Origin of the sequence: Microbacterium oxydans (assembly GCF_000956405.1) — a bacterium.
Lineage (GTDB): Bacteria > Actinomycetota > Actinomycetes > Actinomycetales > Microbacteriaceae > Microbacterium > Microbacterium oxydans_C.
This window is the reverse complement of record NZ_JYIV01000022.1, coordinates 18,033-40,641: the sequence shown is the minus strand read 5'-3', so window position 1 is coordinate 40,641 and position 22,609 is coordinate 18,033. Positions and strand designations below refer to the sequence as shown.

Here is a 22,609-nt window from a genome sequence, read left to right as displayed (position 1 = left end):
CAAGGGCAGGGTGATGATGACATCATGAGCGCACCGACCGTCATGACGACCACCTACGAGATCCTGCGTTCGCACGGCATGACGGTGGTGTTCGGCAACCCCGGTTCGAACGAGCTGCCGTTCCTGGCGGGGATGCCGGAGGACTTCCGCTACATCCTGGGCCTCCACGAGGGGGCGGTGGTCGGGATGGCCGACGGCTACGCGCAGGCGATCGGCGGCCCGGCCTTCGTCAACCTGCACGCGGCCTCGGGAACCGGGAACGCCATGGGCGCCCTCACCAACGCCCACTACGGCCATTCGCCGTTGGTCATCCTGGCGGGCCAGCAGGTGCGAGACACCGTGGGGCAGGAGGTCATGCTCTCGAACGTGGACGCCGCAGCGCTCCCGCGGCCGCTCGTCAAGCACTCCCACGAGCCGCTGGCCGCCCAGGATGTTCCGCGCGCGGTGACCCAGGCCATCCTCGAGGCCACGACGCACCCGCAGGGCCCCGTGTACCTCTCCGTTCCCTATGACGACTGGGCTCACCCGGCCCGCGACGACGACGCCTCACTGGCGTCGCGCACGGTCCGCGTCGGAGGCGGCCCGACCGCGGGCGACATCGAGGAGCTCGCCGCCCGGCTTGATGCCGCTTCCCATCCCGTGCTTGTTCTCGGGCAGGACGTCGACATCGCACGGGCGCAATCGGATGCGGTCGTGCTCGCGGAGCGGCTGGGTGCCCCGGTCTGGGTCGCGCCGTCCGCCCCGCGTTGCCCTTACCCCACCACGCATCCCCACTATCGGGGACTGCTGCCCACCGGCAGGGACGCGCTCCGCCGCAAGCTCGAAGGACACGACCTCATCATCGTGATCGGCGCTCCCGTGTTCCGCTACCACCGCTATGAGCGGGGGCGGTACCTTCCTGACCACGCCCAGGTCCTGCAGCTGACACAGGATCCGCACGAGGCGAGCCGCGCACCGGTGGGCGACAGCCTGATCGCGCCGGTGGGAGCGACTCTCGCCGCGCTGGCGTGGGCCGTCAGGGACCGAGGCGTCCGCCTCGACGCGCTGCCGACGCCTCCGGTCCGGCGCGTGCCGGGTGCACTGACAGGAGAGCAGATCCTCGAGGTGCTCAACGAGCACGTCACCGATCGGACGACCTACGTGAACGAGACGACGACGCTCGACGGCATCTTCCTCGACCGCGTCCACATGGACCGTCCTGACATGTATCACTTCCCCGCGTCGGGCGGACTCGGGTTCGGTCTGCCTGCCGCCGTCGGGATCTCGCTGGCCCGGCCGGACGATGTCGTGGTCGCGACGGTGGGCGACGGCAGCGCCAACTACGGCTTGTCCGCGCTGTGGACGGCCGCCCAGCAGCAGACACGGACGGTGTTCGTGATCGTGAACAACGGTACCTACGGTGCGCTGCGCGGTTTCGCCGCCGTCCTGGACGCGCTCGACGCCCCGGGTCTGGACGTGCCTGGAATCGACTTCGTCGCCCTCGCCACCGGTTACGGGGTGCCCGCGTCGTCGGTCTCGACACCGGACGAGTTCCGAGTGGCCTACCGTGCCGCGCTCGGTGCAGAGGGTCCCGTTCTCATCGACGCGCACGTGGTGCTCTGAGCGTCGTCCTGATCCCGCGAAACATCCATCCGTCAACGAAGGAGCTGACATGACGCTCATGGACCCCGCCCTGTGGGAGGGCAAGATCAACACCGGCGCGTGGGTCGCCGGATCGGGCGGCACGCAGGAGGTGAAGGAGCCGGCGACCGGCGCCGTGCTCGGACAGGTGGGCGTCGCGACGGCGGATGACGTCTACGCTGCGGCGATCCGCGCGGCGACGGTGCAGAAGGCGTGGGCGGCGACGCGCCCCGAGGACCGGGCGGCTGTTCTGCGCCGGGCCGGGACCCTCTTCGAGACGCACGCCGAGGAGATCCAGCGGTGGATCATCCGCGAAGACGGCTCGACACCGCCCAAGGCGGCGCTGGAGACCCACATCGCGGCGAACGAGTGCTTCGACGCCGCCGCGCTGCCTCACCTGCCCCAGGGAGAGGTGCTGGCGTCGAACGAGAACCGCTGGTCGGTCGCGCGCCGCACGCCGGCCGGCGTCGTGTCGGTGATCGCCCCCTTCAACTTCCCGCTGATCCTCTCGATCCGTGCCGTGGCCCCGGCTCTGGCGCTGGGCAACGCCGTGCTGCTGAAACCCGATCCCCGCACTGCGGTGTGCGGCGGCGTCGCGCTCATGCGGGTGTTCGAGGAGGCCGGTCTCCCCACCGGAGTGCTGCAACTGCTTCCCGGGGGCGCCGACGTGGGAGCCGCTGTCGTGGATGCGCCGGAGGTCGACGTCGTCGCCTTCACTGGCTCGACCGGCGCGGGGCGAGCCATCGGGCAGACCTGCGGCCGACTGCTCAAGCGCGCACACCTGGAACTGGGCGGCAACAACGCACTCATCGTGTTGCCAGGCGTCGACGTGGAGAAGGCCGCCTCCGCTGCCGCGTTCGGCTCGTGGATGAACTCGGGCCAGATCTGCATGACCACGGGTCGGCACATCGTGCACGAGTCGGTCTACGACGATTACGTCGCGGCACTGGTCCGGAAGGCCGAAGCCCTCACCGTCGGCGATCCGAACACCGAGGACGTCGCCCTGGGGCCTCTCATCGATGAACGTCAGACCGCGCACTGCGTCGAGATCGTGAACGCGGCCGCAGCGGAGGGCGCGACCATCGCGGCCGGCGGCACCAACGAAGGGCGCTTCTTCCGTCCCACCGTGATCACGGATCTCGACAGGGAGAACACCGCGTGGAGGAACGAGATCTTCGGCCCCGTCGCACCGGTGGCGAAGTTCAGGACGCTCGAGGAAGCCGTCGAGCTGGCGAACGACTCCGAGTTCGGACTCTCGATCGGGATCCTCGGAGAGGTCTCCGTGGCGATGGAGCTCGCCGACCGGCTGGATGCGGGCAAGATCCACATCAACGAGCAGACCGTCTCCGACGAATCCATGGCGGCCTTCGGCGGCACCAAGAACTCCGGCAACGGCACCCGTATCGGGGGAGCCTCGGTGAACGTCGAAGCCTTCACCGAGACGCAGTGGCTCACGATGCGATCACAGATCGCCGACTACCCGTTCTGACGCGAAGGGCCCCTCGGAGAAGAGGGGCCCTACGTCTCAGAAAGACGATGCGCGATGACCGCGTGAGGTGATCGAACGGCGGTTCAGACGGCGCGGAGCACCGCGACGACCTTGCCGAGGACGACGGACTCGTCACCGAGGATGGGTTCGAACGCGGAGTTGCGCGGAAGAAGCCAGGTGTGCCCGTCCCGGCGACGCAGCACCTTGACCGTCGCCTCGCCATCGAGCATGGCCGCCACGATCTCGCCGTTCTCCGCGCTGTTCTGGGAGCGGACGACCACCCAGTCGCCGTCGCAGATCGCGGCGTCGATCATCGACTCGCCGGAGACCTTGAGCATGAACAGGTCGCCCTTGCCCACCAGCTGGCGGGGGAGGGGGAAGATCTCCTCGACCTGCTGATCGGCCGTGATCGGCACTCCCGCTGCGATGCGTCCGACGAGGGGGACGAGTGCGGCGTCTCCGACCGGTGTCGCGACCTCGGCAGGGTTCTCCGTGCTGGCGCCTGGCAGATCGATGAGCACCTCCATCGCCCTGGTCTTCCCGGGGTCGCGACGCAGGTAGCCGCTGAGTTCGAGCTGCCCGAGCTGGTGGGTGACGCTGGAGAGGGACTTGAGGCCGACGGCGTCGCCGATCTCGCGCATGCTGGGCGGGTAGCCGTGGTGCGCGATCGAGTTCTGGATGACCTCGAGGATCGCCATCTGCTTCGGGCTGAGGCTCTTCCGGCGACGCGTGCGCGGTGCTTCCGACTCGGGGGCGGAGTTCTCGCTCATGGTGCTCCTTCGATGCGTGTTCCGACGTCCCTCTTCGAATGTCGGAGGCCCGTGGTGGGGTGTCCTTATCGAAACCGTATCCGAGAATCGGGCGAATCTGGAAGATCTGTTCGAGCGTGTCGACCAATTCGGTGATGTGGTTTCGAAGAATACTTGACAGATGTTCGAACTCGAAGATATCTTCGGTACGTAGCTTCGCATTCTCGGCTCCCGGCCGAGACGGGAATGCGAACGCTACGCCAACTTCACCGGCAGCCTCACGGCTCCGGGACAGGCTAAGGAGCACCACATGAGCAGCATCGGCTTCACCACCGCAGCGGTCATCCCGGCAACGCCCCGTCCTTCGACGAGACTCCGGTTGACGACGCGTGGTCGCGCTGTGCTCCTGGCTCTGGCCTCGGTGCCCCTTGCCGCGGGCATCGCTTTCGCAGCACTCAGCGGCGGCAGCGCGATCGCCTCGGGTTCAGACGCGGCTGCCGTCAGCGTCGAGACCGTGACGGTCATGCCCGGTGACACCCTGTGGTCGATCGCCACCAGCGTCGCCCCCGACGCCGATCCGCGTGATGTGATCGGCGACATCAGCCGGATGAACCTGCTTCGCGGCGGCGAGCTGCAGATCGGGCAGACGCTGGCGATCCCGGCTCAGTACGCACACTGAGCCGTCGAAGGCTCGGCAGGGGAGTCCGCATGGGCGGCAACTTTGCGTCATCGACCTCAGGCGCCGCCTAGCATGGGAAGGGTGACCCTCTCCCTCAACGATCTGCCGCTACGTGACGATCTCCGCGGACTGAAGCCGTACGGCGCTCCGCAGGCGCCACTGCCCATCGCGCTCAATGTGAACGAGAACACGCACCCCATCCCCGACGCGGTGGCGAGCGACATCCTCGATGACATCGCGGTCGCCATACGGGATGTCAACCGTTACCCGGATCGCGAGTTCACCACGCTCCGGGAATCGTTCGCGGAGTACCTGGGGCATGGCCTCGTCCCCGAGCAGATCTGGGCGGGCAACGGGTCCAACGAGGTGCTCCAGCACATCCTCCAGGCGTTCGGCGGCCCGGGTCGCACGGCTTTCGGGTTCGCGCCGACCTACTCCATGTATCCGCTGATCGCACAGGGAACCGGCGCGCGGTGGATCGCCGGCACCCGTCAGCCCGACTACACGATCAGTGCGGAGGAGGCGGCCGATCAGGTCCGGTCTGCCGACCCCGATGTCGTGATCGTCTGTTCTCCCAACAACCCGACGGGCACGCCGCTCGGACTCGACGTCATCGAAGCGGTGTACGACGCCGCCCGTGGCATCGTGATCGTCGACGAGGCCTACCAGGAGTTCGCCCCCCACGATGCGGTCTCCGCGCTCACGCTGCTCGAAGGGCGGCCGCGTCTGGCCGTCTCGCGCACGATGAGCAAGGCGTTCGCCTTCGCCGGGGCTCGTGTCGGCTACCTGGCGGCCGACCCCGCATTCATCGATGCGCTGCGGCTGGTGCGTCTGCCGTACCACCTGAGCGCGCTCACCCAGGCGGCAGCCGTCGCGGCGCTGCGCAACGCCGACGTCATGCTCGGCATGGTCGAGGAGATCGTCGAGCAGCGCGACCGCATCACGGCGACGCTCGAAGCGCTGGGATACCAGCCGCACGAATCGTGGTCGAACTTCGTGCTGTTCGGTGGGGTCGCCGATCCGAAGGCCACCTGGCAGCAGCTGTACGACCAGGGGGTGCTCGTGCGCGATGTCGGCATCCCGGGACACCTCAGGGTGAGTGCGGGCACCGAGGCCGAGACCACCGCATTCCTCGACGCCCTGGCCTCGATAGGATCGGCTTCATGAGCACTTCCGCACCGACCCCGCGCACCGCGAGCCGTGTGCGCCGCACGTCGGAGTCCACCGTCGAGCTCGAGCTGAACCTCGACGGCACGGGCGTGAGCCACATCGACACGTCGGTGCCCTTCTTCGACCACATGCTCACGGCGTTCGCGAAGCACTCGCTGACCGACCTCACCGTGCGCGCTTCCGGTGACACCCACATCGATGCCCACCACACCGTCGAGGATGTCTCGATCGTGCTCGGGCAGGCGATCCTCGAAGCTCTCGGCGACAAGTCGGGCATCTCCCGTTACGGAGACGCGCTCGTCCCCCTGGACGAGGCACTCGCGCAGGCGGTCGTCGACATCTCCGGCCGCCCGTATCTCGTGCACACAGGTGAGCCTGCGGGGTTCGAGCACCACCTGATCGGTGGGCACTTCACGGGCTCGCTCGTGCGCCACTCGTTCGAAGCAATAACATTCAACGCGGCCCTCACGGTGCACGTGCGTGTTCTCGGCGGGCGTGACCCTCACCACATCGCGGAAGCGGAGTACAAGGCGTTCGCCCGTGCGTTCCGGCAGGCCAAGGCTCTGGATCCGCTCGTCGACGGCATCCCGTCCACCAAGGGTGCACTGTGACCACGGCGCCCCGTGTCGCGGTGTTCGACTACGAGTCGGGCAACGTCCACTCCGCTGTCAAGGCGCTCGTCGCCGCCGGCGCGGATGCTGTGCTGACGCGCGACCGCGGTACCGCTCTCGAAGCCGACGGCCTGGTCGTTCCCGGCGTCGGCGCTTTCCAGGCGGTCCGAGATGCCCTGCGCGCGCACGGTGGGGACGAGATCATCGATCGCCGTCTCGCGGGCGGCCGTCCGGTGCTCGGCATCTGCGTCGGAATGCAGGTGCTGTTCGAGCACGGCGTCGAGCGGGGGCACGACACCGCGGGGCTCGGAGAGTGGCCCGGAGCTGTGACAGAGCTCAATGCACCGGTGCTTCCGCACATGGGCTGGAACACCGTCGAGCCCGGTTCGGACAGCGTGCTCTTCCGCGGCATCGAGCAGGAACGCTTCTACTTCGTGCACTCCTACGCCGCCCAGTCGTGGCAGCTCGACGTCATCCCGCCGTTCCCCGAGCCGGTGCTGACCTGGACGACCTACGGCGATCCATTCCTCGCCGCCGTCGAGAACGGCCCGCTGTCGGCGACGCAGTTCCACCCGGAGAAGTCCGGCGAAGCAGGGATCCGGTTGCTGCGCAACTGGGTCGAGAGCCTCTGACGACCCTGGCCGTCGTCATCCGTTTTGTCCCCCGCCGCCCGGCGGACTACCCTCGGTTCTCGTGCCCGAACCGGGCCGATGAGCTTCCCGATCCAAGGACCCCATGAACGACTTCGCGCAGTCCCCCTCGCTCACGCTCCTTCCCGCAGTCGATGTCGCCGGGGGCAAGGCGGTCCGTCTGACCCAGGGCGAGGCCGGGACCGAGACCAGCTACGGCGACCCGTTGGACGCCGCAGGGGAGTGGGTGGCGCAGGGCGCCTCCTGGATCCACCTGGTCGACCTCGACGCGGCATTCGGTCGGGGCAGCAATGCACCGATCCTGCGCAAGGTCATCAAGCAGTTCAAGGGTGTGAACATCGAGCTCTCGGGCGGCATCCGCGATGACGCGACGCTGGAAGCGGCTCTGGAGAGCGGCGCGACTCGGATCAATCTCGGCACGGCGGCGCTCGAGAACCCGGAGTGGGCAGCCGACGTGATCGGACGTTATGGCGAGGCGATCGCCGTCGGACTCGACGTGCGCGGAACGACGCTCGCAGCCCGCGGATGGACCAAGGAGGGCGGCGACCTCTGGGAGGTGCTCGACCGCCTCGAAGACGCCGGCTGCAGCCGTTACGTCGTCACCGACGTCACGAAGGACGGAACCCTTCGCGGCCCGAACCTCGAGCTTCTCCGCGAGGTGACCTCGCGCACGCCGAAGCCGGTCGTCGCGTCCGGCGGTATCTCGAGCCTGGACGACATCGCTGCGCTCCGCGACCTCGTGCCGCTGGGCGTCGAGGGTGCCATCGTCGGCAAGGCGCTCTACGCCGGCGCCTTCACACTGGCTGAGGCGCTGGATGTCGCAGGAGACTGACCCGCACGCGTGCGGACCGGAGTCGCACAACCACGGTGATTCCGCCGGTGTCCCCTGGGAGGGGCGCAGCTTCGAGTCGAACCCGCACGCCGCCGACGATGGTTCCGCTGACCCGGCTCTGCTGTCGGCTCTGCTGCGCTTCCGTGCCGGCGAGGGCAGCCAGTCCGAGGTCGTCGACGCCTTCCGTTCCGCGCGTGTGCTGATTCCCCTCATCGCGGAGAAGGGGGAGGAGGGGATCGCCCCGAACGGTCTCGCCGTGGACAAGACGCAGGAGCTCTCCATCGTCACGGTCGCGGCTCCGGACGGCCGGCGGGTGCAACCGGTGTTCTCGTCCGTCCAGGCGATGCAGGCATGGGACCCGTCCGCACGACCCATCCCGGTCGAAGCGATCCGCGCGGCGCTGGCCGCCTCGTCGGAGGACACCGATCTGATCGTGCTCGACCCGACCTCCGACACCGAGTTCGTCATCCGGCGTCCGGCCGTCTGGGCGATCGCCCAGGAGCAGCGCTGGGAGCCGAGCTTCCTGTCGACCGAGGTCTTCACCGCGCTTCAGGAGAGCGTCGCCCACGAACTGGCCGTGATCGATGTGGCCGTGGCTTCCGGAGACCCCGATGCGCGTCTGCGCGGCCCTGAGCTCATCGTGATCCTCGAGCTGGTCGACGGACTCGATCGCGAGGTGCTCGACGCCGTGCTCGCGCGTCTCGCACAACGCTGGGCCTCCGACGACCGGATCGCCGTGCTCGCCGACTCGCTGACCGTGAAGCTTCGCCGCAGCGCCTGAACCGCTTCGCTACGCTCGGGGCATGCCCCGGACTCTCGTGCGAGCTCGCCGCTGTCGTGCTGCTCGGAGGCGCCGTCGCCGGCACATCGGGCTGTGTGCTCAACGCGTGCCCGGCGATCGCCTACATCAGCACTGTCGTGGTCGACGTGAGCGCCTTCCCCGCGGCGACCGATCTCCAATTCTGCGCGGACGAGCAGTGCTCGCCGGCGCCTGGAGAGGAGGAGAGTCAGCACGCCAACCTGTTCTCGGCGTCTCCGGCGGACGACGGCACGTGGAGCTTGTTCTTCGACATGTCCACACCTGACGTGGTCGACATCCGGTTGTTCGATGCGCCGGGTGCCGTCATCCACGAGTCCGAAGAGTAGATCTCCTGGACCCGCACCGAAGGGCCGTGCCCAGGCCCGGTCTCGGCCGACCCTGTGGTCCTCGAGGCCCGCAGCGGCTAGCAGGGGCTAGTTGACCGGACCTGTCCACTTCTCGCCGGGACCCTTGCCGATCGGGTCGGGGATCGTGGATGCCTCGCGGAAGGCCAGCTGCAGGGAACGGAGGCCGTCGCGCAGCGAGCGTGCATGCATGTCGCTGATCTCCGGAGCACCGGCGGTGATGAGCCCGGCAAGCGCGTTGATGAGCTTGCGCGCCTCGTCGAGGTCGATCTGCGCTGCGGCGTCCGGATCGTCGGCGAGCCCGAGCTTGACGGCTGCCGCGCTCATGAGGTGCACGGCGGCGGTGGTGATCACTTCGACCGCGGGTACGTCGGCGATGTCGCGGGTGGCCGACGATGCGGCCTCCTCCTGACGTGCCCAGCGCTCTTCGCGCTCGCGTGCAGCCTCGTCCGGTGCCTGGTTCGTCACTTCGCCTTGCTTTCTGTTAGACTTTGGCGGGCTCCGGAGCGTCATGCTCCGGAACGAAAGAGGATTCACTTCCCACCCGCGCTTGCCGTTCAAGGCTACCGGGTCTTGCACTCCACCGGCTCCGTTCGTGAGAACGAGCCGGCAGGTAGGGTGCGGAGCCGGCGTCTGAATGCCGGTGGGCGGGGACGATTCCGATTTCGCCCGTGATGCAGACAGCATCGCGGTGGCCGAATCACATCGTCTAAGGAGTTCCGCATCAGCGATCCCCGCACCAATGAGCGCATCCGCGTCCCCGAGGTCCGCCTCGTCGGCCCCGCGGGTGAGCAGATCGGCGTCGTCCGCATCGAGGCCGCACTGCGCCTCGCGCAGGAAGCCGATCTCGACCTCGTCGAGGTCGCCCCGAACTCGAAGCCGCCCGTCGTCAAGATCATGGACTACGGCAAGTTCAAGTACGAGGCCGCACAGAAGGAAAAGGAAGCTCGCCGCAACCAGGCGAACACGATCCTCAAGGAAGTGCGCTTCCGTCTGAAGATCGAGGCTCACGACTACACGACCAAGCTCAAGCGTGCCGAGGGCTTCCTCAAGGCCGGCGACAAGGTCAAGGCCATGATCCTGTTCCGTGGACGCGAGCAGTCGCGTCCTGAGCAGGGTGTGCGTCTGCTGCGCAAGTTCGCCGAAGACGTGGCCGAGTTCGGCACCGTCGAGTCGAACCCGACCATCGACGGTCGCAACATGGTGATGGTCGTGGCTCCGCTCAAGAGCAAGTCCGAGGCGAAGCAGGAGCAGAACGCCGTGCGCGATGCCCAGCGCGCCGACAAGAAGCAGGCCGCGCGCGACGCGAAGAGCGAGTCCGCCGCCACTCCCGCGGAGTAACACCCGCCCACAGAGCTCCCGCACCGCGGGTTGACACCGTCGCCTGAGAAGGCGCCATACGAAGGAAGAGAAGATGCCGAAGCAGAAGACCCACTCGGGTGCTAAGAAGCGCTTCAAGATCACCGGAAGCGGAAAGCTGAAGAAGCAGCAGGCCGGGATGCGCCACAACCTCGAGCACAAGTCGAGCCGTCGCACCCGTCGTCTGAACCAGGACCAGGTGCTGTCGAAGGCTGACACCAAGGTCGCGAAGAAGCTTCTCGGTCGCTGACGCGCGCCGAACGCACGAATAGGAACACAGGAAAATGGCAAGAGTCAAGCGGGCAGTAAACGCCCACAAGAAGCGCCGGGTCATCCTCGAGCGCGCCTCCGGTTACCGCGGACAGCGTTCGCGTCTCTACCGCAAGGCCAAAGAGCAGGTCATCCACTCGCTGGTCTACTCGTACCGTGACCGTCGCAAGCGCAAGGGCGACTTCCGTCGTCTGTGGATCCAGCGCATCAACGCTGCGGCCCGCCAGAACGGCATGACGTACAACCGCTTCATCCAGGGCCTCGGCCTCGCGGGTGTCACGGTCGACCGTCGTATGCTCGCCGACCTCGCGGTCAACGACGCTGCCACGTTCACGACGCTGGTCGAGACGGCGAAGAAGGCTCTGCCCTCCGACGTCAACGCGCCGAAGTCGGCTGCGTAAGCACCTCTTCACACAGGGCGCTCTCCTTCGGGAGGGCGCCCTGTGGCGTTTCCCGGCGTGGAGTCAGCTGCTGCGCGGCTGACCGCACGGTCGACGAGAGCGGCCATGGCGACGGCACCCGCGTACACGACGATGTCGCGTCCATCGAATCCGGAGCCGAGGACGAGCCGGACCGGGGGGAGCACGGATGCCCACTCGCGAGGGATGCCCGTGAGCTGGAACAGTTCGACGCCGGCGCAGAACACGAAGGCGACGAGTGCCGGCGCGAGGGGGCGCCACCGTCCGGCGATCAGGGCGACGAGCAGATAGATGAGCACGGCGTACAGCGCATCGCCGATGACATCGCCCACGACGCCGGCGACGCTGCGATGGACGACGAGTCCGATCGGGACCGTCGCGACGGCGAGCACAGCGAGGGTGATCCGCCGACGGGAGCTCGTCAGCGCGGCATCGATCGTCATGCAGGCACCCTAACCCGATGGTGCGGGAGGGGGCCGTGCGTTCCCTAGACTGTGATCGTGCTGGAGAACCCCCGTTCGCCCCGAGTCCGTGCTGTCGCGAAGCTGACCAAGCGCAGCGCGAGGACTGAGACGGGCCTGTTCCTTCTGGAAGGCCCGCAGTCGGTTCGCGAGGCGCTCACCTACCGTCCCGAGGCGATCGTCGAGCTCTTCGCGACGCCGAACGGCTGGGAGCGGCATCCCGACATCCGCGCGAAGGCCGCCGAGGCGGACATCGAGGTCGAGTACGTCACCGAGTACGTGCTCAACGCGATGGCCGACACCGTCACACCGCAGGGACTCGTCGCCGTCGTCCAGCAGACGCCGACCTCGGTGCGGGACATCTTCGACGCGTCGCCGCGACTGGTGGCGATCTGCGAGGAGGTGCGCGACCCCGGGAACCTCGGCACGATCATCAGGGCCGCAGACGCTGCGGGTGCGGATGCCGTCGTGCTGACCGGTCGCACGGTCGATCCGTACAACCCGAAAGTGGTGCGCGCGACCACAGGGTCGCTGTTCCACCTGCCTGTCTCCGTCGGGGGAGACCTGGCGGAAGTCGTGAAGCGTGCCCATGCGGCAGGGCTGCGCATCCTCGCAGCGGACGTGAAGGGCGACGACCTGCTGGAAGCTCGCGCGGAAGGCGTGCTGGCCGAGCCGACCGGATGGCTCTTCGGCAACGAAGCGCGCGGGCTCGAGGACGAGGCGCTCGACCTCGCAGACCGCGTGCTCAAGCTGCCGATCTTCGGCCGAGCCGAGTCGCTCAATCTGGCGACCGCCGCCAGCGTTTGCCTGTACGAGAGCGCGTTCGCCCAGCGGGCGACGTCTGTCGACTGAGCTGACGGACGCCGAGGGAAGCGGGAAGCGGAGTCGATGAGGATTCTGATCGTCGAAGACGACGACCGGGTCGCCGGCGCGCTCGAAGCGTTCCTCGCCAGGTCGGGGTATGCGACCGTCCGTGCGGCGGATGGGGCGTCTGCGCTCGACCTTCTCGGAGCGGACACCGAGGTGGTGCTGCTCGATCTCGGGCTCCCCGACATCGACGGGGTCGACCTGTGTCGCCGGATCAGAGGCCGCTCCGAGGTCCCGATCGTGATCGTGACGGCCCGTAACCAGGTCGCGGAGCGCATCAAGGGCCTCCGTGCCGGTGCCGACGATTTCGTGGTGAAGCCCTACGACGTGCATGAGCTCCTGGCCCGCATCGAGGCTGTCACGAGGAGGTCAAGGCCGATGCGACCCGAGACGGATTCTCGTGTGCTGCTCGACGGGGGCAGTGTGCAGATCGACCTGGTCGCCCGCCAGGTGCTGGTCGACGGCGCGGCGATCGACCTCACACGCAAGGAGTTCGACATCGTCGCCGTCCTCGCGCGCTATCCGGGAGTGGCGGTGCCGAAGGACCGGCTGATCCGTGAGGTGTGGAACACGGACTGGCGGGGATTCGGCCACTCTCTGGAGGTGCACGTCGCGGCGATCAGGAAGAAGACCGGGCGTCGCGGGATCATCGAGACGGTCCGCGGCGTCGGCTATCGGCTCGCGGGGTCCTGAGTCGTGCGTCGCCGCCTGATCATCGTGTTCCTGATACCGCTCGTCGCGATCCTGGCCGGGCTCGGCGGGGCAGCGGGGTGGAGCGCTGCGCAGAGTGTCCAACAGGCCTTCTATGCGCAGCAGATCGGCGACCTGGGCTACTTCGCCACGAGTGCCCGCCAGGCTCTGCGCTCCGGCAGTGCCGCTGTCATCGAGGCGGAGGTCAAGCGGTTCCGCGAGGTCTACGGGATCGAGGTCACCGTCTTCGATCTCGGGGGCGGCGTGTGGGCCGCTGCGGAGCAGGACTCGGCGGTGCTTCGCGAAGACGATGCCGAGCGGGTCGCGCTGGCGCTCTCCGGGCGAAGGGCAGAGCAGCCGACGGTCGTGTTCCCCTGGACCGTCTCGGATGCCGCACTGGCCGAACCGGTGTTCGACGACGGAGACGTGATCGGCGCCGTGCTCGTCGCCGGAGATGTGGAGGCACCGCGCGCGGCGATCCTGCACCAGCTGCTGCTCATCTCGGCGATCGCGGCGGTGCTCATCGCGCTCGGCGTGCTCCTGGTGTTCCGCCTCGCCCGGTGGGTGCTGTCCCCGGTGCGCCGACTCGACGAGGCCATGGTCGCGATCGAGCGCGGTGAGATGGATGCGCGCGTGGTCGCGGACGACGGACCGCCCGAGCTCCGCCGCATGGCGGAGGTGTTCAACGGCATGGCAGATGAGATCGAACGGGTGATGACGAGGCAGCAGGAGTTCGCGCTGAACGCCTCGCACGAGCTGCGCAACCCTCTCAACGCCTTGCTCCTGCGCGTCGAGCATCTGGCGACAGGGCTCGGTGACGAGTGGCAGGGTGACGTCGAGGAGACGAGGGAGGAGGGGCGGCGGATGACCCGCATCCTGGAGACGCTGCTCGGCCTCGCACGCGGGGGCCGCGGCGACTCGACCATCTCCGCGGTGGATCTCGCCACCCTGGCCGCCCGGCGCCTGGATGCCTGGCGCGACGTCGCAGCGCAGCGCGGTGTGGGGTTGCGATCCGTCGGAGCGTCATCCGTGATGAGCGTGACCGACCGCACGATCGTCGAGAGCGCTCTGGATGCGGTGATCGACAATGCCGTGAAGTTCTCGCCCGCGGGTGCGCACATCGAGATCGGGGCGATACGGGAAGGAAGGGTCTGTCGGATCACGGTCCGCGACCACGGTCCTGGCCTCACCGACGAGCAGGCGGCCGCGGCGACCGACCGGTTCTGGCGCAATGCCGACACCGGGGACACACCGGGGTCGGGACTCGGGCTGGCGATCGCGAGCGACCTGCTGGCCACGCTCGGGGGAGAGCTGGCGGTCTCCTCGGCCGATGGCGGCGGACTCGAGGTCGCGCTCGTTCTGCACGACGGGACCACACCATGAGGCCCACCGTGAGGTCAGCAGCGCGGAGCGTCGTCGCGGGAGGGCTCGCACTCGCGGTCATGACGGCGCTGAGCGCATGCAGTCCGCGCGCCGACGAGTGGAGCGACGTCGAGTACGCGATCGCCAGCGGGGGATCCACCGGTGTCTACTACGACTACGGCAGCCACCTGGCGGGAGAGTTGTCGGATCGGCTGGACATCCGGATGGTCGCACAGGAGACCGCGGGATCGGTCGACAACCTGCTGCGGGTGAGCTCCGGCGAGGCCCTGCTCGGGTTCGCGCAGGGAGACGCCGCCGCCGATGCGGTGGCCGGCACCGGTGCCTTCGAGCGCCCTCTGGAGGTGGAGGCCCTCGCCCGCCTGTACGACGAGTACGTGCAGGTCGTGGTGCGAGGTGACTCGGACATCGATGACATCGGCGATCTTCCCGGCCGCACCATCTCGCTCGGTGCCGAGAACTCCGGCGTCAACGTGATCGCGAGCCGAGTGCTCGACGCGGCGGGGGTCGACCTCGGTTCCGTCAGCGACCCCCAGCTCGACCTCAGCGCCTCGATCGACGCGATGGAGCGGGGCGAGATCGACGGGTTCTTCTGGGTCGGCGGTCTGCCCACGCCCGGTGTGGCGGAGCTGTCCACGAGGTCGCCCGTCCGCCTGCTCCCGATCGAACCAGAGTGGGTCAACGCGGTGAACGAGCGCTACTCGCATGCCTATCGGCAGGCTGACGTCCCCGCAGGAACATACGGCCTGCCGGATTCCGCCCCGACGATGGCCGTCCCCAACTATCTCGTCACCGCCGCGTCCACGCCGGACGCCGTCGCGCACGATGTCCTCGCGGGGCTCTTCGATGCGCGACTGCGCATCGCGGGCGAGGTACCGACCGCGGCCTTGCTGGACCGGCGTTCGGCGATCTTCACCGGTCCGGTTCCTCTGCACCCCGGGGCGATCGACTACTACCGCGACCTGCGCGGGTGACTGCTCAAGAAATCCTCAAGAAGTCTGACAGCAGGCTCGGCGCTCTGCCATTGTGAGGTCGATCGCGCGCGATCGTCGCCTGCCGCAAGGACTGTCGTTGGGGCATTGCAGCAGGACGATTCCGCGGCCCGTGGGGGCGGGCCGCGGGGTACCCATGCACAGCAGCATTGGTGCCGCGATCAGGTGATTACGAACGTGTAAATCTCACCGAGGTGCCTGGAGACCCGCGCCCGACGCGGTTAGTTTGGAGAAATGATGACCTCTGATACCCCGCTCGTCGTGGTCGAGAACGTCCAGAAGCACTACGGCGACTTCCAGGCGCTCACCGACATCGATCTGACCGTGAACTCGGGGGAGGTCGTCGTCGTGATCGGCCCGTCCGGCTCCGGCAAGTCGACGCTGTGCCGCACGATCAACCGCCTGGAGACGATCACCAGCGGCAGCATCCGCATCGACGGCAAGGAGCTGCCGGCCGAGGGCAAGGGCCTGGCCCATCTACGTGCCGACGTGGGGATGGTCTTCCAGTCGTTCAACCTGTTCGCCCACCTCACGATCCTCGAGAACGTGACTCTCGGACCGATCAAGGTCCGCGGCATCAAGAAGGCCGATGCCGAGAAGGAGGCGATGATGCTGCTCGAGCGCGTGGGCGTGGCGCAGCAGGCGTCGAAGCTTCCGGCCCAGCTCTCCGGTGGTCAGCAGCAGCGCGTGGCCATCGCCCGCGCTCTCGCGATGCAGCCCAAGGTGATGCTGTTCGACGAGCCCACCAGTGCTCTCGACCCCGAGATGATCAACGAGGTGCTCGACGTCATGGTCGAACTCGCCCAGGACGGGATGACGATGATCGTCGTCACGCACGAGATGGGCTTCGCGCGCAAGGCCGCCGACCGCGTCGTGTTCATGGCGGACGGACGGATCGTGGAGGAGGCGACTCCCGAGGAGTTCTTCACGAACCCGAAGAGCGATCGCGCCAAGGACTTCCTCTCGAAGCTCCTCACGCACTGACGCGCCCGCACACTCACACACAGACCCTGCACACACAGCACACGAAGGAGACGCACATGCGACGCACACGGACACTGGCAGGCATCGGAATCGCGGCAGCCGCGCTGCTGACGCTCACCGCCTGCAACAGCGGAACCCCGTCCAGCACGGGAGCCCCGGAAGGCGGCGACGAGGGCGACTCCTCCAGCAGCACGCCGTGGACCGTGCTGACTGACGTCAGCATCGACGGCAGCCCGACGTTCGACCGGATCGAGTCCTCGGGAAAGATCAAGGTCGGCGTCAAGGAGGACCAGCCCGGTCTGGGCTACCTCGACCCCGTGACGGGTGACCGCACCGGATTCGACGTGGACATCGCGCGCTGGATGGCAGCATCGCTCGGCGTCGACCCGGAGAAGATCGAGTTCCAGGCGATCGCCTCCGCGAACCGCGAGCAGGCCATCGTGAACGGCGACATCGACTACTACGTCGGCACCTACTCGATCACCGACAAGCGCAAGGAGCAGATCTCCTTCGCCGGACCCTACTTCGTCACCGGTCAGGGCCTGCTGGTCGCGGCCGACAGCGACATCAAGAGCGTGGACGACCTGAGCGCCGAGACGACGGTCTGCTCGGCGACCGGATCGACGCCGATCCAGAACATCAAGACGAACTACCCCGAGGTGCCCACCAAGGAGTACGACACGTACTCGAAGTGCGTCGAGGACCTCAAGAACGGCCAGGTCGACGCCGTCACGACCGACGAGGCGATCCTCATCGGCTACGCGGCCCAGGACCCGGACAAGCTGAAGGTCGTCGGGAAGCCGTTCAGCGAGGAGCGCTACGGCATCGGTGTCGCCAAGGGCGATGACGCACTCGTCGAGTACTTCAACACGCAGCTGACCGACGGCGGCGAGATCTGGCAGCAGATCTTCGACAACAACCTCGGTGCCTCCGGCGTGAAGGCGACGCAGCCCGAGGTCGACCCGGTCGGTTGATCTTCGCGGGGCGGTCGGCATCGTCGGCCGCCCCGCTCATGCAGGACACTTTCGAGAACTCGAATCGACAGGAGCAGCAGTGGGAGTCATCTCCGACCACCTCGACCTCTGGGCAGAGGCACTGTGGGGAACCATCGTGCTGTTCCTCGGCGGCGGCATCATCGCGCTGATCCTCGGACTCATCGTCGGGGCCGCGCGTGTGTCGCCGGTCCCGATCGCCCGGGCCGTCGGCGGCGTCTATGTGAACTGGATCCGCAACACCCCGCTGACCCTGGTGATGTTCTTCTTCGCCTTCTGCCTTCCCATCCTTTTGGGGGAGCGGGTGAACCCGTTGCCCCTGGCGGTCGCCGCGCTCGGCATCTACACCGCGACGTACGTCGCGGAGGCGCTGCGGGCCGGAATCAACACCGTGCCGGTCGGTCAGGCCGAGGCTGCGCGTGCGATCGGCCTGAACTTCGGGCAGGTCATGCGCTACGTGGTCCTGCCGCAGGCGACGCGCTCCGTCGTCCCGCCCATGATGAGCGTGCTCATCGCGCTCATGAAGAACACCACGGTGGCGGCGGGCTTCTCGGTCGCCAACCTCGGCACCATCCGCGCCGCGCTCAGCGAACGCGGCGAGAACGCGCTCGTCGTGCTCCTGTGGGTCATGGTCGTCTTCGTGGTGCTGGTGCTGCTGCTCGCCTGGGTGCAGCGCGTTCTGGAGAACAAGTGGAGGATCGCGCGATGAGTTCCGTCCTTTTCGACGTCCCCGGCCCTCGTGCCATCGCCCGCAATCGGCTCATCGGAGTCGTGACGGTCCTGGTCGTCCTCGCCGTGCTCGGCTGGGTCGTGTGGCGGTTGTTCGCCACCGGGCAGTTCTCCGCGGAGAAGTGGAACATCTTCACGTTCTCCGCCGTCTGGGTCCGCTTCGGCGAAGGGCTGCTGGCCACGCTGGCCGCGTTCGCCGTCGCCGGCGTCGGGTCCCTCGCGCTCGGATTCCTGCTCGGCATCGGCCGCCTTTCGGAGCACGCCTGGGTTCGTGAGCCGGTCCGGTGGATCATCGAGGTGCTGCGAGCGGTGCCCGTGCTCATCCTCATGATGCTGCTGTACTACGGCCTCCCGGTGATCGGCGTGAAGATGCCGCCGTACTGGGCCGTCGTCATCGCCCTGATCGTCTACAACGGCTCCGTGCTCGCCGAGGTGCTGCGAGCCGGTATCGAGTCGCTGCCCCGCGGGCAGAAGGAAGCCGGCTACGCGATCGGCCTGCGAAAGACCGGGGTGATGTACTTCATCCTGATCCCTCAGGCCGTGCGGGCCATGATGCCGGTGATCATCGCCCAGCTCGTCGTGGCGCTCAAGGACACCGCGCTCGGCTTCATCATCACGTACAAGGAGCTCCTCTACGTCATCAACCAGATCGGCAACCAGGCGCCCTACGGCTCCCCGCTGATCCCGGCGGCGATCGTCGGCGGATCGATGTACGTGGCTGTGTGTCTCCTGCTGTCGTACATCGCCTACCGCCTGCAGAAGCGTGCCAAGCGCTCGCCGAAGGCAGGGCCGGCGGTGCCGGATCCCCGCCAGCACGGAGGCGAGACCAACACCTCGCTCATCGTGCTGCAGGGAGATGGGTCCGAGAAGGCGCGCTGATCCGCCAAAGCGACCCGCACGCCCCCGGTAGACTCGATTCTCGTGTCAGAGTCTCCTGAAATCACCCCGGAAGCGGTCGAAGCCGCTGTCGCCGATGCCCTCGCGGCGATCGCTGCAGCCGCCGACACCGCCGAGCTGAAAGCGGCCCGCGCCGCACACGTCGCCGAGGGATCGCCGCTCGCGGTCCTGAACGCCTCGATGCGCCAGGTCGCCCCCGAGAACAAGGCCGCGTTCGGCAAGCTCGTGGGCCAGGGGAGAGGGCGGGTGACCCAGGCGCTCGCCGCGAAGGAGGCCGAGCTCGCCGAGGCCGAGGTCGCCGCGCGTCTGGAGGCAGAGCGGGTCGACATCACCGCCGTGCCCTCGCGCACGCGTGTCGGTGCCCGGCACCCGCTGACGCTCCTGCAGGACCAGGTGTGCGACATCTTCGTCGGCATGGGATGGGAGATCGCGGAGGGGCCGGAGCTCGAGCACGAGTGGTTCAACTTCGACGCGCTCAACTTCGATGTGGACCACCCGGCACGCCAGGAGCAGGACACGTTCTACGTCGACCCGCCCTCGCGTCACCTGGTGATGCGCACGCACACGAGCCCGGTGCAGGTGCGCTCGATGCTCGACCGCGAGGTGCCGATCTACGTGCTGTGCCCTGGCCGGGTGTACCGCACCGACGAGTTCGACGCCACGCACCTGCCGGTGTTCACCCAGTTCGAGGGTCTCGTGATCGACAAGGGCATCACGATGGCGCACCTGAAGGGCACGCTCGACCACTTCGCGAAGCTGCTCTTCGGCCCCGAGGCCAAGACGCGCTTCCGCACCAACTACTTCCCCTTCACCGAGCCGTCCGCCGAGCTCGATCTGTGGCACCCGACCTTCAAGGGCGGCGCGCGCTGGATCGAGTGGGGCGGCTGCGGCATGGTCAACCCGAACGTGCTGCGCGCGGCCGGGATCGACCCCGAGGTGTACAGCGGCTTCGCGTTCGGCATGGGCATCGAGCGGGGCCTGATGTTCCGTAGCGACGTCCAGGACATGCGCGACATGGCCGAGGGCGATGTCCGATTCAGCGAGCAGTACGGGATGGTGGTGTGATGCGCGTCCCGCTTTCGTGGTTGCGTGAGTACGTCGATCTGGCAGCGGATGCCACGCCCGAGGATGTCCTCGCGGCCCTGGTGACCGTCGGCTTCGAAGAAGAGGACGTGCACCGCTTCGACATCACGGGTCCCGTGGTCGTCGGGCAGGTCGTCTCGCTGGAGCCGGAACCCCAGTCCAACGGCAAGACCATCAACTGGTGCCAGGTCGATGTCGGCGAGGCGAACGGCGGCATCCGCGGCATCGTCTGCGGCGCGCACAACTTCATCGTCGGGGACAAGGTCGTCGTGACCCTGCCCGGCGCGGTGCTGCCCGGTCCGTTCGCCATCGCCGCCCGCAAGACGTACGGCCACGTGTCGGACGGCATGATCGCCTCGGCGCGTGAGCTGGGACTCGGCGACGAGCACAACGGCATCGTCGTGCTGTCCGACCTCGGCATCGATGCGCCGGTCGGCACCGACGCGATCGCGCTGCTCGGCCTCGACGACGTGGCGGTGGAGATCAACGTCACGCCCGACCGCGGTTACGCCTTCTCGCTGCGCGGGGTCGCCCGCGAGTACGCGCACGCCACCGGAGCGGAGTTCCGCGACCCGGCAGAGCGCGATTTCGCGGAACTGCAGCCGGGCACGGGGCACACCACCGTGGTCGACGACGTCGCCCCCGTGCGCGGCAACGTCGGCGCCAGCGAGTTCGTGACCCGTGTCGTCCGCGACGTCGATCCCTCGCGTCCGACTCCGCCGTGGATGGTGGCGCGCCTCAGCCTCGCCGGCATGCGTTCGCTGGGCGTGCTGATCGACATCACCAACTACGTGATGCTCGAGCTCGGACAGCCCCTGCACGGCTACGACCTCGACAAGCTCACGGGCGGCATCACGGTCCGCCGTGCGACTCCGGGCGAGAAGATGACCACCCTCGACGGGGTCGAGCGCGCTCTGCACACCGAAGACCTGCTCATCACCGACGAGTCGGGTCCGATCGGGCTCGCCGGCGTCATGGGCGGCGGCACCACCGAGATGAGCGACACCACCCGGAACGTGATGATCGAGGCTGCCATCTTCGATCCGACCACGATCGCCCGTTCGGCTCGTCGTCACAAGCTGCCCAGCGAGGCGTCCAAGCGCTTCGAGCGTGGCGTCGACCCGCTGATCCCCTTCGTCGCGGCCCGGCGCGCGGCCGACCTCATGGTCGAGTTCGCCGGCGGCACGCTCACGGAGGAGGGCGGCGCGCTGTTCGCCGAGGTCTTCGTCGCCGAGATCGAGCTGCCCGCCGGCTTCGTGCAGGGACTCATCGGCGTCGACTACACCGACGACGAGATCACCGGGGCGCTCACCACCATCGGCGCCGACGTCACGGCCGGCGACGGTGGCGCGGGCTGGACCGTGATCCCGCCCACCTGGCGCCCCGACCTCACCGACAAGTGGACGCTCGCCGAGGAGGTCGCCCGCATCCACGGGCTCGACCGCATCCCCTCGGTGCTGCCGACGCCTCCTTCCGGACGCGGCCTCACTGCGCACCAGCAGGGCCGTCGCCGCGTGGCCGATGCGCTCGCCGCCGCAGGGCTGGTGGAGACTCCGTCGTTCCCGTTCACCACCGACGTGCAGAACGACCTGCACGGCTCCGCATCGGGGGAGCACCTGCCGAGCGTCCGTCTGGCGAACCCGCTCGACGGGCAGGCGCCGTACCTGCGCCGCTCGCTGATCCCCGGGTTGCTGCAGACCGCGCACCGCAACATCTCACGTGGGCTCACCGACCTCGCGATCTTCGAGACCGGCGTGGTGTTCCTGCCGGAGGCCGGAGTCGAGTACGGCACCGATGAGGTGCCGCCGCTGGGGGAGCGTCCGTCCGATGAGACGCTCGCGGCGCTGGACGCGTCGATCCCGCCCCAGCACCGGTTCGTCTCCGGGTTGCTCACCGGACATGTCGCCCCGCGCCAGCCCGGACGCCCGGCCGAGGCCGCCGGCCTCGTCGAGGCTCTGGACGCCGTCCGTGTCGTCGCGGCCGCCGCCGGCGTCGACGTCGACGTGGTGCAGGCCGAGCGTGCTGCCCTTCACCCCGGGCGGACCGGGGCGCTGCTGGTGGCCGGCGAAGAAGTCGGATACGTCGGTGAGCTGCACCCTGCTGTCGCCGACGGCGCGGACCTCCACGGGCGCGCGACCGTGTTCGAGCTCGACCTCGACCGCATCCTGTCGCTTGCCGGAGGACGGGTCGTCGCGGCTTCGCTGTCGACGTTCCCTGCAGCCACGCAGGACGTCTCGCTCACGCTTCCGGTCGGGGTTCCCGCCGCAGACGTGCAGGCCGCTCTCGCCGAAGGTGCGGGAGCACTGCTGGAGTCTGTGCGCCTCGTCGACGACTATCGCGGAGAGGGCGTGCCCGAAGGGTCGAAGAGTCTCACATTCGCTCTGAGGTTCCGCGCGGACGACCGCACCCTCACGGCAGCCGAGGCCACCGAGGCGAAACTCGCCGGAGTCGAGGTCGCTGCACAGCGCTTCGGAGCGGCGCTTCGCGACTGACGTCGGAGCCGCGATGTGAGGCGAACCGTG

At 68.2% G+C, this 22,609-nt stretch carries 25 protein-coding genes; 22 read left to right on the top strand and 3 right to left on the bottom strand.

Annotation, left to right across the window (positions count from 1 at the left end; genetic code table 11):
- Positions 1-24 precede the first annotated feature (24 nt).
- Together mdlC and RN51_RS06340 are read left to right on the top strand one after the other, a co-directional pair.
- Positions 25-1,602, top strand: a complete 1,578-nt coding sequence (gene mdlC, locus RN51_RS06345; RefSeq protein WP_045263214.1) for a benzoylformate decarboxylase — start codon at positions 25-27, stop codon at positions 1,600-1,602.
- A gap of 49 nt (positions 1,603-1,651) precedes the next feature.
- Positions 1,652-3,109 carry an aldehyde dehydrogenase family protein gene (locus RN51_RS06340; RefSeq protein WP_045263213.1) on the top strand — a complete coding sequence of 486 codons (1,458 nt, stop codon included), beginning with the start codon at positions 1,652-1,654 and terminating at the stop codon, positions 3,107-3,109.
- A gap of 83 nt (positions 3,110-3,192) precedes the next feature.
- Here RN51_RS06340 and lexA read toward each other — a convergent pair whose 3' ends face one another.
- Positions 3,193-3,879 carry a transcriptional repressor LexA gene (lexA, locus tag RN51_RS06335; protein ID WP_045263212.1) on the bottom strand — a complete coding sequence of 229 codons (687 nt, stop codon included), beginning with the start codon at positions 3,877-3,879 and terminating at the stop codon, positions 3,193-3,195.
- 289 nt (positions 3,880-4,168) lie between these two features.
- On the opposite strand from lexA, the gene RN51_RS06330 reads away from it, so the two are divergent.
- The 7 genes from RN51_RS06330 (at position 4,169) to RN51_RS06300 (ending at position 8,946) form a co-directional block, all read left to right on the top strand.
- Positions 4,169-4,537, top strand: coding sequence for a LysM peptidoglycan-binding domain-containing protein (locus tag RN51_RS06330; protein ID WP_045263211.1), 369 nt, complete (start codon positions 4,169-4,171; stop codon positions 4,535-4,537).
- An 81-nt stretch (positions 4,538-4,618) separates the two neighbouring features.
- On the top strand, positions 4,619-5,704 hold the full coding sequence (locus RN51_RS06325; protein ID WP_045263210.1) for a histidinol-phosphate transaminase: 1,086 nt from the start codon (positions 4,619-4,621) through the stop codon (positions 5,702-5,704).
- Positions 5,701-6,318 carry an imidazoleglycerol-phosphate dehydratase HisB gene (gene hisB, locus RN51_RS06320; RefSeq protein WP_045263209.1) on the top strand — a complete coding sequence of 206 codons (618 nt, stop codon included), beginning with the start codon at positions 5,701-5,703 and terminating at the stop codon, positions 6,316-6,318. Before RN51_RS06325 ends, hisB begins: the two co-directional genes overlap by 4 nt.
- Positions 6,315-6,950: an imidazole glycerol phosphate synthase subunit HisH gene (hisH, locus tag RN51_RS06315; RefSeq protein WP_045263208.1), complete on the top strand. Its 636-nt coding sequence runs from the start codon at positions 6,315-6,317 to the stop codon at positions 6,948-6,950. Before hisB ends, hisH begins: the two co-directional genes overlap by 4 nt.
- A gap of 103 nt (positions 6,951-7,053) precedes the next feature.
- Entirely contained in the window at positions 7,054-7,800 is a 747-nt protein-coding gene (gene priA, locus RN51_RS06310; protein ID WP_045263207.1) for a bifunctional 1-(5-phosphoribosyl)-5-((5-phosphoribosylamino)methylideneamino)imidazole-4-carboxamide isomerase/phosphoribosylanthranilate isomerase PriA, read from the top strand.
- Complete coding sequence (locus RN51_RS06305) at positions 7,784-8,581, top strand: SseB family protein (protein WP_045263206.1); 798 nt, start codon at positions 7,784-7,786, stop codon at positions 8,579-8,581. Before priA ends, RN51_RS06305 begins: the two co-directional genes overlap by 17 nt.
- A gap of 56 nt (positions 8,582-8,637) precedes the next feature.
- Positions 8,638-8,946, top strand: coding sequence for a hypothetical protein (locus RN51_RS06300; protein WP_045263205.1), 309 nt, complete (start codon positions 8,638-8,640; stop codon positions 8,944-8,946).
- 87 nt (positions 8,947-9,033) lie between these two features.
- Here the strand turns inward: RN51_RS06300 and RN51_RS06295 are convergent, their stop codons facing one another.
- Positions 9,034-9,432, bottom strand: a complete 399-nt coding sequence (locus tag RN51_RS06295; protein ID WP_017828562.1) for a DUF1844 domain-containing protein — start codon at positions 9,430-9,432, stop codon at positions 9,034-9,036.
- Between the two features lie 255 nt (positions 9,433-9,687).
- Between RN51_RS06295 and infC the strand changes: the two genes are divergently transcribed.
- From infC to rplT, 3 genes are all read left to right on the top strand, one after another.
- Positions 9,688-10,305, top strand: a complete 618-nt coding sequence (gene infC, locus RN51_RS06290) for a translation initiation factor IF-3 (RefSeq protein WP_156149114.1) — start codon at positions 9,688-9,690, stop codon at positions 10,303-10,305.
- 73 nt (positions 10,306-10,378) lie between these two features.
- The gene (gene rpmI / locus RN51_RS06285) at positions 10,379-10,573 is read left to right on the top strand and encodes a 50S ribosomal protein L35 (RefSeq protein WP_017828564.1); all 195 of its coding nucleotides are present in this window, start codon (positions 10,379-10,381) and stop codon (positions 10,571-10,573) included.
- Between the two features lie 34 nt (positions 10,574-10,607).
- Entirely contained in the window at positions 10,608-10,994 is a 387-nt protein-coding gene (rplT, locus tag RN51_RS06280) for a 50S ribosomal protein L20 (protein WP_017202428.1), read from the top strand.
- Between the two features lie 8 nt (positions 10,995-11,002).
- On the opposite strand, the gene RN51_RS06275 is transcribed toward rplT, so the two are convergent.
- Entirely contained in the window at positions 11,003-11,455 is a 453-nt protein-coding gene (locus RN51_RS06275; protein ID WP_045263203.1) for a DUF2809 domain-containing protein, read from the bottom strand.
- A gap of 57 nt (positions 11,456-11,512) precedes the next feature.
- Here RN51_RS06275 and RN51_RS06270 point away from each other — a divergent pair, with 57 nt between their 5' ends.
- The 10 genes from RN51_RS06270 (at position 11,513) to pheT (ending at position 22,579) form a co-directional block, all read left to right on the top strand.
- Complete coding sequence (locus RN51_RS06270) at positions 11,513-12,325, top strand: TrmH family RNA methyltransferase (protein ID WP_045263330.1); 813 nt, start codon at positions 11,513-11,515, stop codon at positions 12,323-12,325.
- A 36-nt stretch (positions 12,326-12,361) separates the two neighbouring features.
- Positions 12,362-13,033: a response regulator transcription factor gene (locus tag RN51_RS06265; RefSeq protein ID WP_045263202.1), complete on the top strand. Its 672-nt coding sequence runs from the start codon at positions 12,362-12,364 to the stop codon at positions 13,031-13,033.
- 3 nt (positions 13,034-13,036) lie between these two features.
- Positions 13,037-14,413 (top strand): sensor histidine kinase, encoded by a 1,377-nt coding sequence (locus RN51_RS06260; RefSeq protein ID WP_045263201.1) that lies wholly within the window; start codon positions 13,037-13,039, stop codon positions 14,411-14,413.
- A gap of 8 nt (positions 14,414-14,421) precedes the next feature.
- Positions 14,422-15,384 (top strand): TAXI family TRAP transporter solute-binding subunit, encoded by a 963-nt coding sequence (locus tag RN51_RS06255; protein WP_231579234.1) that lies wholly within the window; start codon positions 14,422-14,424, stop codon positions 15,382-15,384.
- Between the two features lie 255 nt (positions 15,385-15,639).
- On the top strand, positions 15,640-16,386 hold the full coding sequence (locus tag RN51_RS06250) for an amino acid ABC transporter ATP-binding protein (RefSeq protein ID WP_045263329.1): 747 nt from the start codon (positions 15,640-15,642) through the stop codon (positions 16,384-16,386).
- Between the two features lie 56 nt (positions 16,387-16,442).
- Complete coding sequence (locus tag RN51_RS06245) at positions 16,443-17,360, top strand: glutamate ABC transporter substrate-binding protein (RefSeq protein ID WP_045263199.1); 918 nt, start codon at positions 16,443-16,445, stop codon at positions 17,358-17,360.
- A 79-nt stretch (positions 17,361-17,439) separates the two neighbouring features.
- A complete protein-coding gene (locus RN51_RS06240) occupies positions 17,440-18,087 on the top strand; it encodes an amino acid ABC transporter permease (RefSeq protein ID WP_045263198.1) in 648 nt (215 codons plus the stop codon).
- Entirely contained in the window at positions 18,084-18,986 is a 903-nt protein-coding gene (locus RN51_RS06235) for an amino acid ABC transporter permease (protein ID WP_045263328.1), read from the top strand. The genes RN51_RS06240 and RN51_RS06235 overlap by 4 nt, the downstream gene beginning before the upstream one ends.
- Positions 18,987-19,028: 42 nt before the next feature.
- A complete protein-coding gene (gene pheS, locus RN51_RS06230) occupies positions 19,029-20,069 on the top strand; it encodes a phenylalanine--tRNA ligase subunit alpha (protein ID WP_045263197.1) in 1,041 nt (346 codons plus the stop codon).
- On the top strand, positions 20,069-22,579 hold the full coding sequence (gene pheT / locus RN51_RS06225; protein ID WP_045263196.1) for a phenylalanine--tRNA ligase subunit beta: 2,511 nt from the start codon (positions 20,069-20,071) through the stop codon (positions 22,577-22,579). Before pheS ends, pheT begins: the two co-directional genes overlap by 1 nt.
- Positions 22,580-22,609: the final 30 nt, after the last annotated feature.

Coding starts and splice junctions, on each gene's coding strand:
- mdlC (WP_045263214.1), top strand. CDS start 25: ATGAGCGCACCGACCGTCATGACGACCACCTACGAGATCCTGCGTTCG.
- RN51_RS06340 (WP_045263213.1), top strand. CDS start 1,652: ATGACGCTCATGGACCCCGCCCTGTGGGAGGGCAAGATCAACACCGGC.
- lexA (WP_045263212.1), bottom strand. CDS start 3,879: ATGAGCGAGAACTCCGCCCCCGAGTCGGAAGCACCGCGCACGCGTCGC.
- RN51_RS06330 (WP_045263211.1), top strand. CDS start 4,169: ATGAGCAGCATCGGCTTCACCACCGCAGCGGTCATCCCGGCAACGCCC.
- hisB (WP_045263209.1), top strand. CDS start 5,701: ATGAGCACTTCCGCACCGACCCCGCGCACCGCGAGCCGTGTGCGCCGC.
- priA (WP_045263207.1), top strand. CDS start 7,054: ATGAACGACTTCGCGCAGTCCCCCTCGCTCACGCTCCTTCCCGCAGTC.
- RN51_RS06305 (WP_045263206.1), top strand. CDS start 7,784: ATGTCGCAGGAGACTGACCCGCACGCGTGCGGACCGGAGTCGCACAAC.
- rpmI (WP_017828564.1), top strand. CDS start 10,379: ATGCCGAAGCAGAAGACCCACTCGGGTGCTAAGAAGCGCTTCAAGATC.
- rplT (WP_017202428.1), top strand. CDS start 10,608: ATGGCAAGAGTCAAGCGGGCAGTAAACGCCCACAAGAAGCGCCGGGTC.
- RN51_RS06275 (WP_045263203.1), bottom strand. CDS start 11,455: ATGACGATCGATGCCGCGCTGACGAGCTCCCGTCGGCGGATCACCCTC.
- RN51_RS06265 (WP_045263202.1), top strand. CDS start 12,362: ATGAGGATTCTGATCGTCGAAGACGACGACCGGGTCGCCGGCGCGCTC.
- RN51_RS06250 (WP_045263329.1), top strand. CDS start 15,640: ATGACCTCTGATACCCCGCTCGTCGTGGTCGAGAACGTCCAGAAGCAC.
- RN51_RS06245 (WP_045263199.1), top strand. CDS start 16,443: ATGCGACGCACACGGACACTGGCAGGCATCGGAATCGCGGCAGCCGCG.
- RN51_RS06235 (WP_045263328.1), top strand. CDS start 18,084: ATGAGTTCCGTCCTTTTCGACGTCCCCGGCCCTCGTGCCATCGCCCGC.
- pheT (WP_045263196.1), top strand. CDS start 20,069: ATGCGCGTCCCGCTTTCGTGGTTGCGTGAGTACGTCGATCTGGCAGCG.